Genomic DNA, 18296 nt, shown 5'->3' with positions numbered 1-18296 from the left:
GTTCCCGCCGACGACCGTCGCAAAGGACCGCCCGTGCGCCTCTCCCGCGCCTTCCTGCCCACGCTGAAAGAAACCCCCGCCGACGCGCAGATCGCCTCGCATCGCCTGATGCTGCGCGCAGGGCTGATCCGGCAGACCTCGGCCGGCATCTATGCCTGGTTGCCGGCCGGGTTGCGCGTGCTGCGCCGCGTCGAGCAGATCGTCCGCGAGGAACAGGACCGCGCCGGCGCGCAGGAAATCCTCATGCCGACCATCCAGCCCGCCGAGCTGTGGAAGGAATCGGGCCGCTACGACGACTACGGCAAGGAGATGCTGCGCATCCGCGACCGCCATGAGCGCGAGATGCTCTTCGGCCCGACCAACGAGGAAATGGTCACCGAACTCTTCAAATCCTTCGCCCGGTCGTATCGCGACCTGCCGCGCAACCTCTACCATATCCAGTGGAAATTCCGTGACGAGGTGCGCCCGCGCTTCGGCGTCATGCGCGGCCGTGAATTCCTGATGAAGGACGCCTATTCCTTCGACATCGACCAGGCCGGCGCACAGCATTCCTACCGGCAGATGTTCCTCGCCTATCTGCGCACTTTCCAGCGCATGGGCCTGACCGCCGTGCCGATGCGCGCCGACACCGGCCCGATCGGCGGCAACCTCTCCCACGAATTCATCATCCTCGCCGAAACGGGCGAGAGCGGCGTGTTCTACGACGCGACCTATGAGACGACCGACTGGGCCGGCACCGATGTCTCGACCGACGACGTCACCGGCCTGGAAGGCTTCTTCAACGGCGTCACCGCCTCCTACGCCGCGACGGACGAGATGCACGATACCGCCGCCTGGGCCGCGGTGCCCGAGGATCGCCGCAGAGAGGGCAGGGGCATCGAGGTCGGCCACATCTTCTATTTCGGCACCAAGTATTCCGCCGCGATGGGCCTGACCCTCGCCGGCCCGGAAGGCACCACCATCGTACCGGAAATGGGCTCCTACGGCATCGGCGTCTCCCGCCTGGTAGGCGCGCTGATCGAGGCGAACCACGACGAGGCCGGCATCAAATGGCCCGACGCCGTCGCCCCCTGGGCGGCCGTCATCCTCAACCTGCGCCCCGGCGACGTGGCAACGGACGCGATGTGCGAAGACCTCTACGCTCGCCTCGGCGATGACGCCGTCTATGACGACCGCAGCGCCCGCGCCGGCGAGAAATTCGCCGATGCCGATCTGATGGGCTTCCCCTGGCAGGCCATCATCGGCCCGCGCGGCGCCGCCGCCGGCAAGGTTGAATTGAAGCGCCGCGCCACCGGCGAACGCGTGGAACTCTCCCTCGACGACGCCATCGCCAAGATCCGCGGCGCCTGATGTTCAACGCCTTCGAGCGGGCCATTGCCTTTCGCTACCTGCGTGCGCGCAAGGGCGAACGCTTCGTCTCGGTGATCGCCATCTTCTCGCTGGTGGGCATCGCCCTCGGCGTGGCCACGCTGATCATCGTCATGAGCGTGATGAACGGCTTCCGCGCCGAACTGCTCGGCCGCATCCTCGGCCTGAACGGCCATCTCGGCATCTACGCCGCCGAAGGCCCGTTCCGCGACTATGACGCGGTCGCCGACCGAATCCGCGCCATCCCCGGCATCGTCGCGGCAACGCCGATCGTCGAGGGCCAGGTGCTCGTCACCTCCGAGGCCGGCGGTGCCGCCGGTGGCCTCGCGCGCGGTATCAAGCCCGATGACCTGCGCGCCAAGCGCATCATCGCCGAAGGCATCCGGCTCGGCAGCCTCGCGGATTTCGAAGGCGAGGACGCCATCGTCATCGGCACCCGCCTGGCCAACCGCCTGCGGGTCACGGTGGGCGACACCATTTCGCTGGTCTCGCCGCAGGGCCGCACCACGGTGTTCGGCACGGTGCCGCGGGTGAAGGGCTATCGTGTCGTCGCGCTGTTCGAAGTCGGCATGAACGAATACGACAGCAGCTTCGTCTATCTGCCGCTGCAGGCTGCCCAGCTGTTCTTCCGAGAACCCGGCGCGGCGACGCAGATCGAAGTCTTTGTCGAAGACCCGACGCGATTGCGCTCGATCGTCCGCGACATTCGCGAGCGTGCCGGTGCACCCATCCGGGTGCTGTCCTGGCAGGATGCGAACTCGTCCTTCTTCAACGCGGTGCAGGTCGAACGAAACGTTATGTTCCTGATCCTGACGCTTATCATCGTCGTCGCCGCCTTCAACATCGTCTCCTCGCTGATCATGATGGTGAAGGACAAGGGCCGCGACATCGCCATCCTGCGCACCATGGGCGCGACGCGTGGCGCGGTGATGCGCATCTTCCTGCTCTGCGGCGCCTCGGTCGGCGTGCTTGGCACGCTGATCGGCTTCCTGATCGGCGTGGTGTTCTGCTGGAACATCGAGAGCATCCGCCAGGCGCTGCAACGCCTCTCGGGCACCGAGTTGTTCAGTCCCGAGGTCTATTTCCTCACCCGCCTGCCGGCGATCCTCGACTACAACGAGGTCGCCCAGGTGGTCGGCATGGGGCTGTTCCTGTCGCTGCTGGCGACGCTCTACCCGTCCTGGCGCGCGGCCAAGACCGACCCGGTGGTGGCCCTGCGCAATGAGTGACGCCCCCCTGCGCCTCGCTGCCGTTGAGCGCCGCTACCGCTCCGAAGCCGGCGACCTGCCGGTGCTGCGCGGTGCCGACCTCGACATCGCCGCGGGCGAGATCGTCGCGCTCGTCGCGCCCTCGGGCACCGGCAAGTCCACCCTGCTGCATTTGGCCGGCCTGCTGGAAAAGCCTGATGCCGGCGAGGTCTTCGTCGATGGTCGCGCCGCCGGTTCACTCTCCGACGATGGCCGCACCGCGATCCGCCGCACGACGATCGGCTTCGTCTACCAGTTCCACCATTTGCTGCCGGAATTCACCGCTGAGGAGAACATCGCGCTCCCGCAAATGGCGGCCGGCGCGTCGCGACGCGATGCCTTGGCGCGGGCGCGCGATTTGCTCGCCGCCTTCGGCCTGACCGGGCGAGAGAGCCATCGCCCCGGCAAGCTGTCGGGTGGCGAACAGCAGCGCGTGGCGATCGCCCGTGCGCTCGCCAACCGCCCGCGCATCCTGCTCGCCGACGAACCGACCGGGAACCTCGATGTCGGAACCTCGGACCGGGTCTTCGCGGAGTTGCTCGAGCAGGTGAGGGGGCATGGCGTCGCCGCGCTGGTCGCGACGCACAACCCGGCACTGGCGCGGCGGATGGACCGGATCGTGACGCTCGCCGAGGGGCGGGTCGTTCCCGTTGTGGGCGAGGATTGACCACGGAGGGGGGTGTCGCCCCTCTCCAAACCTCATCCCACCAAGGGCCTGAGGCCTTCAGAAGCGCATACTTGATACTGGGCGCCCCGCGAGCAATCAGCGCAGGGGCCCGCATTTGCGCTCGGCGGCGCTTCATGGTGGCAGCACCCCCATTCTGCGCCGTACCAATAGACGGCATTCCAAAGGGCACTGCCCTTTGGTGGGGTGGTTTGAATATGCATACCCACTTGACCGCGACGTCATGGCCTGGGTCGCCGCCTCCGGCGGCGGCATCAGCGGCGAGATGGTCCGCGACATGACGCTCGACTACGTCAACGTGAACCCACGGCCAGACGCTATCTCCGTCCTGCAGCGCCTGGCCGAATGGTTCGAGGACTACAGCACCATCCACTCTCACAGCGGCGTGCGCATGCGCTCGCCGCGCGAGTTCATCGCTGATCAGTCAGCAACCCAAACCGCTTGTCCGGTTTGATGGGGGCAACTCAAACCCACGGCTAAATTCTCAACCAGACTCTTACCGACTTAACCCCTTTGCTGCATCGAGCTAAGGGTTAGTTCTACACGCAACACGTTTATCCCGATTCATGAAAGTTTCCATGCAGGACGGTGAGTCATTGCGGAATGCTAAGGGTTGGGCCGGGAACCAGCCTGCCGCCATCCCGATGGCAGATGAGATCGCCGCCATCGAGCAACAGCTCAAGCAGCAGGGGGCGGGCGAGGAGGACCTTGGAGCGCGCATTCTCGCCGCCCGCTTGCGCTGGCCGCATGATTTGCGGCTTCAGCTTCTGCAGGGAAGCTGGCTGGAAGCCACCGGGCGGGGCGATGACGCCGCTGCCTGCTTTCGCACTGCCCAGGCCGAGCACCCGGCCAATCCCTGGCCCGCGGTACGCTTGGTTGAGCTGCTGCTCCGGCAGCGGCGGCAGGAGGAAGCGCGCGGCGACTTCCGGGCCAGCGTATGGGGCGGCACGGCGCCCGAGCGGACGCGGCTCGGGCTGTTGTCGGTCACGACCGCCAGTATCCCGGACGTCGCCGGTCGCGAGGCGTATCTGCGCAGTCTGCTGAGCCAGCATCCGGACGACCGGTTTGTCCTGCTCAAGCTGGCCGTGCTGCGCTACCGCCAGAAGGATCGACCGGCGGCGGAGGCCCTGTTCGCCGAGGCTGCCCGGCTCGGCCCGATGACCGACGAAGCCCAGCTCATTCAACTCGATCTGCACTTCGCGGCGGCGCGGTTCGAGGCTGCCTACGGCCTCGCGCGCGACCTGCAGGCACGGCATCCCGATCGCGTCGAATTCGCCCGCCGCAGCATCCAGGCCGCGTTGTTCCTGCACCGGCTCGACGAGGTGATCGCGCAGTTGCAGACGGCGCTGCTGCGCTGGCCCGAGGATTGGCTGCTGTTGTTCCGCTACAATCGCTGTCCGTTGCCTGGTGAGGTCGACCGCAAGCTGTTCGCCGCGCTCTCGACGCGACAGGAGGCCCTGACGGGCAACGACCGCTGGCTGTTCCAATACGCCATCGCCAGCCTGCGTCATGCCGATGCCGGGCCGACCCTGGCCATGTTGCAGGCCCTGGCGGCCTCGGCCACGGTTGGCCACATGGCGGCGCCACTGGCCGCGGCCTTGGCCGCGTATCCACCCGAACACTGGGCCAATCCACGAGCCGTCAGCAATGCCTGCGACGACGACGTCCAGCTGCTTCCCCAGCCTGGCGCCGTGGCGACCATCATTCTGTTCTCCTCCGTCGCCGGCGGCCTGGGCTACCTGCCCTTCGGACTGGCCGACGGGCTGCTGCGGCAACGCCTGGTCAATGTCATCTATCTGCGCGACCGCAATCATCGCGCGTTCACCAGCGGCGTCCGCGCCCTCGGCGCCGACCACACGGCCATGATCGACGCGCTCCAGACCATGACGCGCCGGCTTGGCGTGCCGGTCGTCACCATGGGTTCCTCCATCGCCGGGGTCGCCGCCATCCGCGCCGCAACCCAGTTGCACGCACGGGCCGCGATCTCCTTCGCCGGGCCGGTCAATCTCGGCGCCGACGCCACGGAGGACGAAGCGCCGCCGGGCGCTGCCCGCGGCACCCGGGATTCGCTATTCGCCAGCTTCACCGCGGCGGATCCCGACATCGTCCGCATGGTCCGCGCGGCCCCGGCCACGCAAGTGCATCAATGCTTCGGCGCCGACTTCGCGCCGGATGTCGCCGTCGCCCGGCTTCTGGAGCCGCTGGCCAATGTCCGGCTGCACCCTGAACCCGGCTGCGCCGATCACTTCGCCATTGAACACGCCATCGCCAGCGGCAGCTTTCTGGCGATCCTCGACGCGGCGCTGCCGGACCAGGTGGCAGCGTGACGCAGGCGCCCGGCACCGTGCTGGTCTCCGGCATGTTCGACATGAATAACTACGGCGACCTGCTGTTTCCGCTGGTCGCCCGCCAACGGCTGGCTGAGGTCGGCTTTGACTTGCTCCCGGTAGCCCCCGCCGGCAGCCGCGCGGCCTTCTCCGATGCCCTGCCAACGGTGGACATCGACACCATGATGGATGCGTCGCGCCAGCCGGCAGCCGGCATCCTGATCGGCGGCGGCTATATCATCCACGCCCATTCACTGGATTTTCTCGACCATTATGCCGGCGCGGGGCTTGGCAACTGGTGCGGCGCGGGGCTGTGGCTCGGCGCCACGCTGGCGGCGGCGATGCGCGACATCCCGCTTGCCTGGAATGCGCCAGGCGTGCCGCACCCCTTCTCGGCCCGGCAGCATCGGCTGCTGGCGCCGGCGCTGCAGGCCGCCTCCTATGTCTCAGTGCGCGACGAGGGCAGTCTGCGCCTGCTCGACCCGCAGGGTGCCGCGGACATTGCCGTGGTGCCGGACCCGATCGCTGATCTGCCGCGGCTGTGGCCCAAGGCGCAGCTGGCCGAGGATTACCGTCGGCTGCTGGCGCGCAAGGGCGTGCCGTCCGAAACCCGCCTGCTCGCCCTGCATCTGCGCAACCGCTCGATCGCCGGCATCGACCAGGCAGCGCTCGGTGCCGCGCTACGCGACTTCGCGACGGGGCAGGGCCTGACACCGATGCTGGTCGCGGTCGGCGAGAGCCATGACGATCCGGCCGTGGCGCGCGAGATGGCGGCGCGGATCGGCGCGCCGCTGCTGATGCTGGACGACCCGCTCAGCCTGCGCGAGATCACCGCGGCGTTGGCTCATAGCGGACTGTATGTCGGCGCCTCGCTGCATGGCTACATCGTCACCGCCGCCTATGGCGTGCCCGGCGTGCTGGTTGCCCGGCCACGCTACAATAAGTTCGCCGGCTTTCTTGCCCAGACCGGGCGGCCGCAGGACCTGGCCACCGACTGGTCCGAGGCGCTACGCGTCGCCGCTCAGCGGCAGCCAGCGACGGGTGAGGCCTTCGTGCCGGCCGCCGCCACCACGGCGCTGGACCGCCACTGGGACCGTATCGTCACGGCCTTCGGCGCCCCTGGCGCCCGTGCAGCGCAACGCCAGGCCTTCGCCATGGCACTGCTGTGCGGCGCCGTCGCCGCCGAGGGCCCTGCCTGGGCCATGGCACCCTTCCTGAACCGCCGGATGCGCGCCGAAGCCCGTGCCGCCGGCGCCACCGCGGCAGCATCACCCACCGCCCAGCCTGAGAGCCCCTGATGGACCGACGCCTGCCTTGCGACCAAGCTACCCTGCGCGACTGGATGGTGGCCTATATAGGCGGGGTGCTTACCCTGCCCGACGGCGTGCCGACCGACAGCACCTTCGACACCTACGGCTTCGACAGCGTCGAGGCGGTGGTGATGGCCGGGGTGATGGAGGAGGAATTCGGCACCCAGGTCGACCCTGTCCAACTGCTGGAGAACCCGAGCATCGACGCATTCTGCGCCGCCTTCGCCAGCGACGGTGGCGATCCGGTACCGCCGGCGGTGTCGGAGGCGTGAGCACGCCGGCGGCATCGATCGTCCTGGTCTCCCACGAGATGGGGCGTGAACTGCCGCGGACGCTGCGCTCGCTCGCAGCGCCTTACCAGACCGGGCTGCCGCGCGATGCGCTGGAGATCATTGTCATCGACAACGGCTCCCGACAGCCGCCGGATGACGGCGCAGCGGCTGGGCTCGATGCCGATATCCGCTTCCTGCGCCAGCCAAGGCCAACATCCTCGCCGGTGGCAGCGATCAATGCAGGGCTGGCCGTCGCACGCGGCGCTTTGGTCGGTGTCTGGATCGATGGCGCCCGACTGGCCTCGCCGGGCCTGGTCGCGGCCTGCCTGGCTGCGGCGCGGCTGCATCCGCGCCCAGTGATCGCGACGCTGAACTACCAGCTCGGCCCCTCGCTGCAATTCGACAGCGCGCGGCACGGCTACGACCAGGCGGCGGAGGACCACCTGCTGGCGAGCATCGATTGGCCCGCCGATGGCTACCGCCTGTTCAATGTCGCCACCTGCGAACTGCGTGCCGGGCCCGCCGGGCCGATGCTGGAGAGCAATGCGCTGTTTCTGCCGCGCGCGCTGTGGGACGAACTCGGTGGCTACGATGCGGCGTTCGTCGAACCGGGTGGTGGCGTGGTGAATCCCGACACCTATCTGCGCGCCTGCGCGCTGCCGGGGGTGCAGCAGATACGCATCCTGGGTGAGGGGACCTTCCACCAGATCCATGGCGGCCTCTCCACCAGCACGCCGGCCTCGGCCATGGCGGTGTTGCAAGCCGGCAGCCGGCTCTATCTGCAGCGGCGCGGCCGGCCGCTGCGCAGCATGCGCGACCCCGGCTGGTTGTTCGATGCCCGCCAGGGCGCCTGCCTCGCCACCACGCCGGGAGCATGACCATGTCCGATCCGAGCAAAGGCCGCAGGCTCGATGCCGCGTCCATCGCCCGCTACCGCCGCGATGGCTACCTTGCGCCGCTGCCGGTGCTGGAGGAGGCAGCGGCAGCGGATCACCTGGCGCAGCTCGATGCCATCGCCGCGCAGCGTGCCGGACGCATGGTGCCGTCGCACAACGTCAAGGCGCATCTGTTGGCGCCCTTTCTGTGGGAGCTGGTGCATCACCCGGCGATCCTGGGGCCGGTAGAGGATCTGCTCGGTCCCGACATCCTGTGCTGGGGCTCCGGCTTCTTCGACAAGCGGCCGGGCACGGCGCAGTACGTGCCGTGGCACCAGGACGCCACCTATTGGGGGCTCTCGGCGCCGGTGGCGATCACGGCCTGGGTCGCCTTCACCCCGTCCCTGGTCGAGAATGGCTGCATGCGGGTCAGCCCAGCCACGCATCACACCGCACTGGCTCATGCCGATACCGGCGACAATACCGCCATGCTGCCGGGCCGCGAGGAAGTCGAGGTCGCGGTCGATGAATCTGATGCCGTCAACATCGTGCTGCGCCCCGGCGAGATGTCGCTGCATGACGTGCTGTTGGTGCACGGGTCGCAGCCGAACGGATCCGGCCTGCGCCGTTGTGGCTTCGCCATTCGCTACATCCCCGGCCACCTGACCACGAGTGGCGGGCTGCGTGGCACCGCCACATTGGTGCGTGGTGAGGACCGCGGCGGCTTCGACCTTGAGCAGCCGCCGGAGGCGCCGTTCCACCCTGCGGCGATGCAGCGCTACCAGCAGGTCATCCGCCAATGGATGCGCATTGTCATGCCAAAGATGGGCGGCGGCGGGCCGCCCAAGGGCGCGGCATGATCGCCACCACCACCCTGCCTACCCTGCTCGAGCAGCATGCCCGAAGCCGCGGCGACCACCCGGCGCTGCGCTTCCTACAGCGCGGCGAAGCAGTGACCGAGGCAGCCAGCTATGCCGAACTCGACGCCGCCGTGGCACCGCTGGCCGGAGGCCTGGTCCAGGCGGGGTTGCGGGGCGTCCCGGTGGTTCTCGCCCTGCCGCCCGGGCTGGGCTTCGTCATCGCGCTGCTCGCCTGTCTGCGCGCCGGTGCCATCGCCGTGCCGGTGCCTTTCCCGCCGACTGGCGAGGCGCGGCTGCGGCAGCAACGGGTGATCGACGATCTCGGCGAAGGCGCCGTGCTGGCCGCGCCGGAGGCGGAGATCGACACTGGCCGTCTGCGCCGCCTGGACCCCGCGACCTTGCGGGCACCGCTCGACACTCCGCCGCCGCCGCCCGAGGCTCCGGCGGTGATCCAATACAGCTCCGGCTCGACCCGAGCGCCGGCTGGCATCGTCATCAGCCACGCCAATCTCATGGCCAACCAGCGCATGATCAGCGAGGCCTTCGGCAGCGGCTCGGACATCGTCGCCGTCAATTGGTTGCCGCCGCACCACGACATGGGCCTGTTCGGCGCCATCCTGCATCCGCTCTTTCTCGGCGGGACAGCGGTGCTGATGCCACCCTTCGCCTTCATCCAGAAGCCGTTGCGCTGGCTCGCCGCCATCGCAGCGCATCGCGGCACCGTCGCGGGGGGACCGAATTTCGGCTACGAGCTTTGCCTGCGCCGTGTCAGCGCGGCGCAGGCGGCCGGGCTCGACCTCACCAGCCTGGGCGTTACCTTCTGCGGTGCCGAGCCGGTGCGCGCCGAGAGCCTGCGCCGCTTCGCCGCGCATCTCGCCCCGGCCGGCTTCGATGCGGCGAGCCTGCTGCCCTGCTACGGCCTGGCCGAGGCGACGCTGCTGGTCACCGGCGTGGTCAAGGGTAGTGGCCTGCGTGAGGTCTCGGCCGGGGCAGCCGGGCGGCGGCAGGTGACCTGCGGCAGCCCGCCCGCTGGCTGCTTCGTCACCATCCGCGACCCGGAGGGCGCGGACCGGATGCCGCAGGGTGCCGCTGGCGAGATCTGCATCGCCGGGCCCCATCTGGCGGCTGGCCTGTGGCAGGGCGACAGCGCCACCATCGCCCCGCTGCCCGGCCTGTTGCAGGCGGAGGGCGAGTGCTGGCTACGCACCGGCGATATCGGGGCCATGACCGGGGACGGTCTGGTCATCCTAGACCGCATCAAGGACACGGTGATCGCGCATGGCCGTAAGATCTACGCCGCCGATGCCGAGGCCGCCGCCTTCGAGGCCGCTGGGCCGCTGCTCTCGGCCGCCGCCGCCATTGGCCTGCCCGGTACGGAGGGCGACCGGCTGGTGCTGCTCTGCGAGGTCTCGGTCGCCGAGCGGCGCAGTCTGGCGCCAGAGCCGCTGCGCCGTCGTATCGCCGAGCAGGTGGGGCAGCGCTGTGGAATGCTGCCGGACGTCGTGCTGCTTGGGTTCGGCACGCTTCCGCGGACGACCAGCGGCAAGATTCGCCATCAAGCTGCGCGTCAGGCCTTTCTTGACGGCCACCTCAAGTTGCTGCCATCGGAAAACCCGGTAGAGGCGGAACCATGGGCAAGCACCTGAGCCAGGAACAGATTGCCACGTTCCGCCGCGACGGCGTGGTGTTCCCGCTGCGCATCTTCACGGCGGCCGAGGCACAGGCGCAGCGCGCGGCGCTGGAAGCGATCGAGGCCAGTCGCGCTGGACGGCTGCCGCCGGCAATGAACGCCAAGCCGCATCTGCTGGTGCCCTGGCTCTGGGAGATCGTGCACCACCCGGCGATCCTCGATGCGGTGGAGGACCTGCTCGGGCCGGACCTGCTCTGCTTCGGCACCAGCTTCATCATCAAGAACGGGTCGAGCGACCGCTATGTGACCTGGCACCAGGACCAGACGCATTGGGGTTTGACCGCGCCCCGCGCGGTGACCGCCTGGCTGGCCCTGACGCCGAGCACGCCGGCGAATGGCGGGATGCGGATGGTGCCAGGCAGCAACCATCGCATCCTGGCCCATCGCGACAGCGGCGACAGCCGCAACATGCTCGGCCGGCGGGAAGAGGTGATCGCTGAGGTCGATGAAGACGAGGCGCTAGACATTGCCCTTGCCCCCGGGGAGATGTCGCTGCACGACCCGCTGATCGTGCATGGCTCGCCGCCCAACCGGGCAGCCGGTCGGCGCATCGGCTTCGCCATCCGCTACATCCCGGCCACGGTCGGCCAGCGCGACGGGATGCGCAATTTCGCGACGCTGGTGCGCGGCCACGACCATGGGACATTCGCGCTCGAGCAGGCGCCGGCCGCCGCCTTCCACCCGGACGCGGTGCGCCACCACGCGCAGTCGATCCGCCACGGCATGGCAGTGATCTTTGGCAAGGCCGGTCCTGGATCGGTCGCCGGAGCGCCCACCCGCGGGACTGAGGCGTGACCCGCGGCATCACCGATCCGGACGCGCCGATCGCCCCGCCGGAACCGCCGCTTCTTTCGGCCAGCCAGGTCGGCGGCCAGCGGGTCTGGACAGTGAGCCGGCATGCCGATGTCCTCGCCGTGCTGCGCTCCCCCAGCTTCCGCTCAGTGTCGGTGGAAGAGCGCATCGAACGCATCGCCGGCCGGGCCGGGCGGGATTACCGCCACCTGCTCGCGCTGCTGCGCGGGACGATGATCTTCCAGCAGGATGAGCGGCACCAGGACAGCCGTCGCCGGGTCCGGGCCCTGATTGATGAGGCCCTGGCCCGCTGGCCCGCTGCCCGGCTACAGGCGGAGGCGCGCCGCATCGTCGCCGCGTTGCCCGCCGAACCGGGTGAGATCGACGTGGTGCCGGCCCTCGCCGAACCGCTGCCCAGCCTGCTGATCGGCGAGGCGCTGGGCCTGCCGCCGGCGCTCTGCCTGGCCCTGCAGAAGCGGGCGCTTGCCGTCACCCAGAGCTGGTTGTCCTCCATGGCTTTGCGCGACCTGGACCGGCTGGAAGCGGAGGCGGCGGAACTCCGTGCCATGATGCGCGCCAATCGCGCGCCGGGCTGGCGCATCGGGCGGCTGGCGGAGGAGGCATCCGACGACGCCATCGACCTCGCCCTCTTCCTGTTGCTGGCCGGCAGTCATAGCGTCGCCGGCACCATCGCCGCGGCACTCGACATCCTGGCGCGGCAGGGCGGGCTGCAGGCGCGGCTGCGGCCGGACCGCGCGCTCGGCGCCGACTTCCTGCGCGAGACGCTGCGCCTGGCCGGTCCGCTCCGGCGGCTGAACCGCCGGGTGGCAGCCGTCGAGGCCGAGATCGGCGGCGCCCGGATCCTGCCCGGCGACCTGATGCTGCTGCCGATCGACCGCGCGCATCGCGACCCGGCCGCCTTTGCGGAGCCCGAGCATGTCGATCTGACGCGGAAGGGCGTCGTGCTGCTTGCGTTCGGTAGCGGCGCGCATGTCTGCCAGGGTCGTGTCCTCGGCGCGCAGGAGGCCGAGGTGATGGTGCAGGCCGTCCTTGAACGCTTCACGCTGCGGCCGGCAACCGACCGCGGCGTGCTGCTGGCGCATGAGGATTGGCGGACCTTCTACCGCCTGCCCTTGCTGCTGCATCGCGTTGACGCCGGAGACGGGGCGTCGCCGTCGGCGGTCGGTGACCTTCCAGGATCTTGTCCGCGCCACGGTCCAGGCATTCTCACCCATGCCAACAGCCAAGAGGAATCCGGCATCGGATGACGCTGATCGTATCCAACTTCGATGAAGAGGCCGCCGCCGAGAGCATCAATCCAGGCGCACCGTTCGCCGGCAATTGGCGAGTCGAGAGCAGGAACGAGGAGGTCGTGCCGAGCGTCGCGCTCTACGCCGAAGGCTTGCGCTTTTCCGCGGCAGCAGAGGCGCGGGATATTCTGCTTTCGGTGCCGATTTCCATTCCCATCGAAGGCGACAGGGCGGGGCTGCAATTCAGCCTCGCCATCGAGTCACCTAACCCGGATGCGCTGAAAGCCGCCCTCCGCTCCGCCGCGCTTCTGCGGGTGACGGGCAAGGGGCGGCAGCCTCCGATCATCAGCCTGGGCGGACAATTGCTGCGCCGTGACGAGCAGGGCGGGCTGCGGCTGGCAGTCACGCTGGCCTGGCCGCTCGGTGACAGCCAGTACACGGTCCAATTGAGCTTCAAGGCCGGAGGGCCGCCGCTGACCATCTCGCGCGTGGTGGTCGATGTCGCACGCCCGGCTGCGCCGCGGTTGCCGCCAGCGCCGCGTCGCCTGACATGGCCGGCGAATGCCGGGCGGGGGAAGCAGCTTCGCGTTGCCGTCGTGACCTGGGAGGTCAACGACAATCCCCTGGGCCGCGCTTATGTGCTGGCTGACATGATCAGCCGCCGCCATGGCGTGGAACTTCTGGGCAGCGCCTTCAGCCGGCCCACGGAAGGCATCTGGGCGCCGCTGCGCGATACCACCCTGCCGATCCGCAGTTTCCCCGGCGGCGAGATGGCGGAGTTCCTGACCGCCGCCGCGGCCTTCGCGCGGACGGTCGATTGCGACATCGTCCATGTCTCCAAGCCGCGCTTCCCGGGGCTGATCCTGGCGCTGTTGCTGGTGCATCGTCTGGGCTGCCCGGTCATCCTGGATATCGACGACCATGAGCTGGGCTTCTTCGGTCCGGAGGCGCGGATGATCAGGCTGGACGAGGTCGAGGCCCACACCGAGATGGAGGCCAGGTTCGATTTCACCAGACCGGAGAAGCGCTTCTGGACCGGCGTCGCCGAAGGCCTGATCGCCAGCTTCGAGAACCACACCGTCGCCAATGCCAGCCTGGCCGATCGCTTCGGCGGGCGGCTGATCCGCCATGCGCGCGACGAGGTCGTCTTCCGCCCCGATCCCGCCGCCCGGGCGGCGATACGCCAGCGACTGGGACTGAGCGAGGCCGACCGGGTCATTCTCTTCGCCGGCACCCCGCGACGGCACAAGGGGCTCGAGCGGCTGATGGCCGCCATGCAGGCGCTGGCCGACCCTCGTTTGCTGCTGGTGGTTATCGGCACCGTATGGGACCGTGGCTTCCTGAAAGAGCTCAGCGCCTACGATCAGGGGCGGATCCGCTTCCTCCCGGACATGCCGTTCTCGGAACTGCCCGAGATGCTGCAGATCGCTGACGGCGTCTGCCTGCTGCAAGACCAAGGCTCGCCGATCACCGTCTTCCAGACGCCTGCCAAACTGTCCGACGCCCTGTCGCTCGGCATCCCGGTGGCCATGACGCCGGTACCGACCGTCACCGAGCTGGCGACCCAGGGGCTGATCACGCTGATCCATGACGAGGCTGGGCTGCAGGCTTGGCTGCACGGCATTGCCGAGAATGAGGAGGCGCCGGCTGCGCACCAGCGCCGGCTCGAATTGTTCGACGCCGAGTTCAGCTATGCGGTGAACGGCGCCCGGGCTGAGCGGGCCCTGGTCCGCGCGCTGGAGGCGCCGGTCACCTGGCATGCGGATTGGACCCGGCTGTTCATCACGCTGAACCGCCACTTCGGCACCGATCTGCCTGAGGCCGCGCCGGCCTGGTCGCAGCGGGGCGCCTTGGCGGCGCCGGTGGTGCGCCGTGTACGGCCGCTCGACCTGGTCTGCTTCTGGAAGCAGAACGACACCGGGATCTATGGCCGGCGACACGACATGCTGCTGAAATACCTGCGCCAGAATGAGCAGGTCGGCACCATCATCCAGTTCGACGCGCCGGTGCGCATCGACCATCTGCGCAAGCACGACCAGGCCGGGGCGAGCTCGCCCTATCACCATGGCAAGCTGATCGCCGATGCCACGGCCCGTCGCTTCCTGGAAATCGACGACGCACCCGGGCTGCTACGTCGGACCTTCGTCTATGGGCGCGAGCGCGGCACCAGCTATCTCGGCCGCAGCCTGCCCGCTCGGGAAGAATACCAAGACTATGTGGCCGAGGTTATCGCACGCCACTGCAGCGGCAACGTGGTCGGCTGGGCCTGGCCGATCGCACCGCTTCATTCGGAGATCGCGGACGGGCTCGGTTTCGACCTGAACGTCGTCGACCTGGTCGATGACCAGCGCACCATGATCGGCAACCCGGAGCGGATGCTGGAGGCCGAGGAAGCCTACAGACGCACTTTGGCAGGGGCTGACCTGGTCTTCGCCAATTGCACCCCAGTGAGCGACGCCTTCGCGGGCTTCAGCCAGAAGCCTATCCACGTCGTTCCGAATGCCTGCGAATTCTACGCGGCCAGTGACGGTCGGCCGCGCGACCTCGAGGATGTAGAGGGGACGGTGATTGGCTATGCCGGCAATCTGCGCTCTCGCATCGACATCGAGCTGATGGAAGAGGTGGTGGCGCGGCGGCCGGGCTGGACCTTTGTCGTCATCGGCTCGGCGCACGACACCACGGATGTCCTGCGGCTGCGTCGGCATCCCAACCTGCGCCTGCTGGGGCCGAAGCCCTACGAGGAGGCGCTGAAATACATGCGCTGCTTCGACGTGGCCATCATGCCGCATCTGCGCAATTCGGTGAGCGACCGCATGAATCCGCTGAAGCTCTACGTCTATGTGGCGCTTGGCATCCCCGTGGTCAGCACCGACGTCTCCAATATCGACGAGTTGCGCGACCGCATCGCCGTGGCGTCGGATGTGGAGGACTTTATTGCCAAGCTGGATTCGGCCGTGACACGCCGCGGTTTCACCGGACCGCACCGTCCACCACCGCCCGAGGAGCTTTGGCCGATCTCCTGGCCGCAGCGTGTGGCCTCGATGGTCGGGCTCTGCCGGAAGGCGATCATGGCGTAGAGCGGCCTGCCTTCGCCACTGCTCACGGGATCCCTCTACGCCATTGTTCTCGCCGGCATCCTCACCCGATCAGGCGACGCAACCTGATCGGGTGCTGGTTTAGGGCGCGTCGGCCCCCGCGCTCCAGAACCCTGTCAGTTCCTGATGCAGTGTCGTGCTCAGTGCGGTATCCCGCAGACGCTGGTCATAGAGGTCGCGGGCGGCGTCGACCTGGCCGCTTCGCGCCAGCAGCCGCACCAGCCGGACCGCAGGCCAGGGATTGTCCGGATGCTGTTCGTGTAAGGCCACAAGCCGCATCCGGGCCGCCTCCGGCTGCCCTGCCCGTTCCAGCCACTCGGTCTCCAGCAGCGCGATGCGGAGGTGGTGCGGCCAACGCGCGCGCGCCTTGGCAACGCGGTCGCGCAGCGCCTCATCCGCCGAGCCGCGCATCGCGATGGCGAGGGCCTCGGCCTGTTTGTCCGGGTCGTCCGGCGCGGAGGCGGCGCCGGCCAGCGCGCAGAACAGCATGCCCCATTCGGCGGGCGCGGTCCGCTCCACCGAGACTGCCTGCAGTAATCGCGCCCGCCCGGCCGCCGCGGTCGTCGATGGCGTTGCCGTGAGCAGGCTGCGCAGCACTGCGGCATGCGCATCGATGCGCGTCTTCGCTGCCTGCAACTGGGCAAGAGTCGCCGAAGGCAGCGGCCGCAGCAGCGTCTCCGTCACGGCTTCCGCATCGGCCCAGCCTTCCTGCAACCGTGCGGCCTCGCCCAGCGGCTCCAGAAAGCCCAGGAACTTGACCATCCGCGTCCGCGCCACCGCAATGCCCGGCCTGCCATAGGACAGCGCGGTGATCAGCCCGTGCAGCGAGGATCCGACATAGGCCTGGGCGTGCGCGATCAGCCCGGCGATCTGCCGCAGGCCCTGAGGCCGATCGACCAGCAGTGCCGGCCCTTCGATGAAGGCCATCGCCGCGCGCGCCAGCTCGTCGTCGCCATGGCAGGGGCCGATGGCCAGCAGCACCGGCACCGCCTGCAGCTTCGCCGCGATGCTATTGATGGCGGTGCAGGCGGCCGCCAGGTCGTCGCCAATGTAGCGGTCGTTCAGATGCACGGCGATCCAGCGCCCCGGCATCGCCATGCCGCGCGCGGCGAAGGCGTCCTGCGCCGCCGCGCGCAATGTTCCGGCCGGCCATACCGCGCTGATCGTCAGCGCCGTGTCGGGCACGATATCGGCGGGCGTGGCGGGCGCGCCGAGGAAAACGCGGCTGGCCTCGTCGCGCAGGGTTACATGATCCGCGCCGGCCAGTGCCAGGTCGCGCAGGCCGCGGGCCCAGGCGCCCTCGACGGGAAAAGGCACGCCGGGCGCGTTCCAGGCCAGCCGGGCGCCGGCCTGCGCCGCCAGGATGGAAGCGCCGAGCCACAGCGAGGCATAGGTGAAGTCGGACCGGGCGAAGGCGCCGACATAGTCGGGCAGCGGCGTCGGGCTGGCATGAATGATGTTGCCGCCGCCGATTAGGCAGAGATCGGGCGCGGGATCCTCATTGAAGGTGGCAACTGGCCGGGCGGGCCAGCAATCCGCCCAGGCCGGCGCGCCACCGCGCGGCGAATAGCAGCGCAACTCCGCCAGGCCGTTACCCAGGATGTGCGCTGCGACATGCGGGAAAAGCAGATCGCCATAATTGGCAACGTCGAAGGTGCCGAACAGCGCCGCGCACCGCGGCGCTGGTTGCCCTGGCATCACGCCGGCCTCGGTTCCTTGGGTCCAAGCTTGCGATATGCCCGGCGATGCTCGTGCGAGCGGTAGCCGATATCGACCTTCTGGTAGTCCGGATCGTGATCCATGAAAAGATCGCAGATCAGCCGGACATGCGGCGTCTTGATCTGCTCGTCGGTGTAGACTTCGAGGATCTGGGGAAAGACAGCGGGATTCATCGTGGGCGAGATCGCGAAGGACCAGTCGTAGTCATCGAACAGGATGACGCCGCCGGGCTTCAGCAGGTCCTTCAGCAGTAGCGCCGCCGGCGCATCATGGTGAAAGGCATGCGCACCGTCGAGGAAGACGAAGTCGAAGACCGGGACAGCACCCCCGGCCGCGCGGCGAGCCAGCAGCATCTGTGCGAGCGCCCAGTTGTAGCTGTCAAGCTTGCGACGTGAATTGCCGTGGTAGACGACATTCGTGAAACCCAAGCCATCGAGGTCGGGCTTCAGATCGTCGAGGCGGCTGGAATAATCGAAAAGATGATAGGTTCCACGATTGGCAAGCAAGCGGCAGATCGCGGCCGTGGTTGCGCCGATCCCAATGCCGACCTCGCAGACCACCGGCTGCTGCTCCCGCTCCAGCAATGCCTCGATCAGCTTCAAGGCGTGTTGGCTGGGCGTCGAGATGTGGACATTCGCCGGATCGGTCAATTTCTCCAACATGCCATCCAGCTCCTTCAGTTTGGTGGTCGAGCATTCCTGCCCATGCGCCATTGTCAACCGGCTTCAGGCTGCGGCGGGCGCTGCCTCGGTGCAAGCGGAGTTCCACCTTCGACGGTTTGGCCCCGCTGATAAAGTTCGTGACGG

At 68.6% G+C, this 18296-nt stretch carries 14 protein-coding genes and 1 pseudogene; 13 read left to right on the top strand and 2 right to left on the bottom strand.

Annotated features, from left to right (window positions below):
- Window positions 1-33: 33 nt before the first annotated feature.
- From proS to IEY36_RS14540, 13 genes and pseudogenes are all read left to right on the top strand, one after another.
- On the top strand, window positions 34-1350 hold the full coding sequence (gene proS / locus IEY36_RS14600) for a proline--tRNA ligase (RefSeq protein ID WP_188967872.1): 1317 nt from the start codon (window positions 34-36) through the stop codon (window positions 1348-1350).
- Entirely contained in the window at window positions 1350-2597 is a 1248-nt protein-coding gene (locus tag IEY36_RS14595) for a lipoprotein-releasing ABC transporter permease subunit (RefSeq protein WP_188967870.1), read from the top strand. Before proS ends, IEY36_RS14595 begins: the two co-directional genes overlap by 1 nt.
- The gene (locus tag IEY36_RS14590) at window positions 2590-3282 is read left to right on the top strand and encodes an ABC transporter ATP-binding protein (protein WP_188967868.1); all 693 of its coding nucleotides are present in this window, start codon (window positions 2590-2592) and stop codon (window positions 3280-3282) included. Before IEY36_RS14595 ends, IEY36_RS14590 begins: the two co-directional genes overlap by 8 nt.
- 307 nt (window positions 3283-3589) lie before the next feature.
- Window positions 3590-3754 (top strand): annotated as a pseudogene (locus IEY36_RS31345) (IS3 family transposase); the annotation flags it as partial.
- Window positions 3755-3944: 190 nt separating this feature from the next.
- Window positions 3945-5627 carry a tetratricopeptide repeat protein gene (locus IEY36_RS14580; RefSeq protein ID WP_188967864.1) on the top strand — a complete coding sequence of 561 codons (1683 nt, stop codon included), beginning with the start codon at window positions 3945-3947 and terminating at the stop codon, window positions 5625-5627.
- On the top strand, window positions 5624-6925 hold the full coding sequence (locus IEY36_RS14575) for a polysaccharide pyruvyl transferase family protein (RefSeq protein WP_188967862.1): 1302 nt from the start codon (window positions 5624-5626) through the stop codon (window positions 6923-6925). Before IEY36_RS14580 ends, IEY36_RS14575 begins: the two co-directional genes overlap by 4 nt.
- Window positions 6925-7209, top strand: a complete 285-nt coding sequence (locus tag IEY36_RS14570) for an acyl carrier protein (protein ID WP_188967860.1) — start codon at window positions 6925-6927, stop codon at window positions 7207-7209. The genes IEY36_RS14575 and IEY36_RS14570 overlap by 1 nt, the downstream gene beginning before the upstream one ends.
- On the top strand, window positions 7206-8087 hold the full coding sequence (locus tag IEY36_RS14565; protein WP_188967858.1) for a glycosyltransferase family 2 protein: 882 nt from the start codon (window positions 7206-7208) through the stop codon (window positions 8085-8087). Before IEY36_RS14570 ends, IEY36_RS14565 begins: the two co-directional genes overlap by 4 nt.
- Window positions 8088-8089: 2 nt before the next feature.
- Window positions 8090-8944: a phytanoyl-CoA dioxygenase family protein gene (locus tag IEY36_RS14560; RefSeq protein ID WP_188967856.1), complete on the top strand. Its 855-nt coding sequence runs from the start codon at window positions 8090-8092 to the stop codon at window positions 8942-8944.
- Window positions 8941-10590: a fatty acyl-AMP ligase gene (locus tag IEY36_RS14555; protein WP_188967854.1), complete on the top strand. Its 1650-nt coding sequence runs from the start codon at window positions 8941-8943 to the stop codon at window positions 10588-10590. The genes IEY36_RS14560 and IEY36_RS14555 overlap by 4 nt, the downstream gene beginning before the upstream one ends.
- The gene (locus tag IEY36_RS14550) at window positions 10575-11429 is read left to right on the top strand and encodes a phytanoyl-CoA dioxygenase family protein (RefSeq protein ID WP_188967852.1); all 855 of its coding nucleotides are present in this window, start codon (window positions 10575-10577) and stop codon (window positions 11427-11429) included. The genes IEY36_RS14555 and IEY36_RS14550 overlap by 16 nt, the downstream gene beginning before the upstream one ends.
- A complete protein-coding gene (locus IEY36_RS14545; RefSeq protein ID WP_188967850.1) occupies window positions 11426-12694 on the top strand; it encodes a cytochrome P450 in 1269 nt (422 codons plus the stop codon). Before IEY36_RS14550 ends, IEY36_RS14545 begins: the two co-directional genes overlap by 4 nt.
- Window positions 12691-15753 carry a glycosyltransferase family 4 protein gene (locus IEY36_RS14540; protein ID WP_188967848.1) on the top strand — a complete coding sequence of 1021 codons (3063 nt, stop codon included), beginning with the start codon at window positions 12691-12693 and terminating at the stop codon, window positions 15751-15753. The genes IEY36_RS14545 and IEY36_RS14540 overlap by 4 nt, the downstream gene beginning before the upstream one ends.
- A gap of 99 nt (window positions 15754-15852) precedes the next feature.
- Here IEY36_RS14540 and IEY36_RS14535 read toward each other — a convergent pair whose 3' ends face one another.
- Window positions 15853-17469 carry a polysaccharide pyruvyl transferase family protein gene (locus IEY36_RS14535; protein ID WP_188967846.1) on the bottom strand — a complete coding sequence of 539 codons (1617 nt, stop codon included), beginning with the start codon at window positions 17467-17469 and terminating at the stop codon, window positions 15853-15855.
- Window positions 17469-18203: a class I SAM-dependent methyltransferase gene (locus IEY36_RS14530; protein ID WP_188967844.1), complete on the bottom strand. Its 735-nt coding sequence runs from the start codon at window positions 18201-18203 to the stop codon at window positions 17469-17471. Before IEY36_RS14530 ends, IEY36_RS14535 begins: the two co-directional genes overlap by 1 nt.
- Window positions 18204-18296: the final 93 nt, after the last annotated feature.

This window comes from Neoroseomonas lacus, from assembly GCF_014644535.1.
Classification (GTDB): domain Bacteria; phylum Pseudomonadota; class Alphaproteobacteria; order Acetobacterales; family Acetobacteraceae; genus Neoroseomonas; species Neoroseomonas lacus.
Note: the sequence above shows the minus strand (reverse complement) of the source record. Positions and strands in the feature narration are given on the sequence as shown.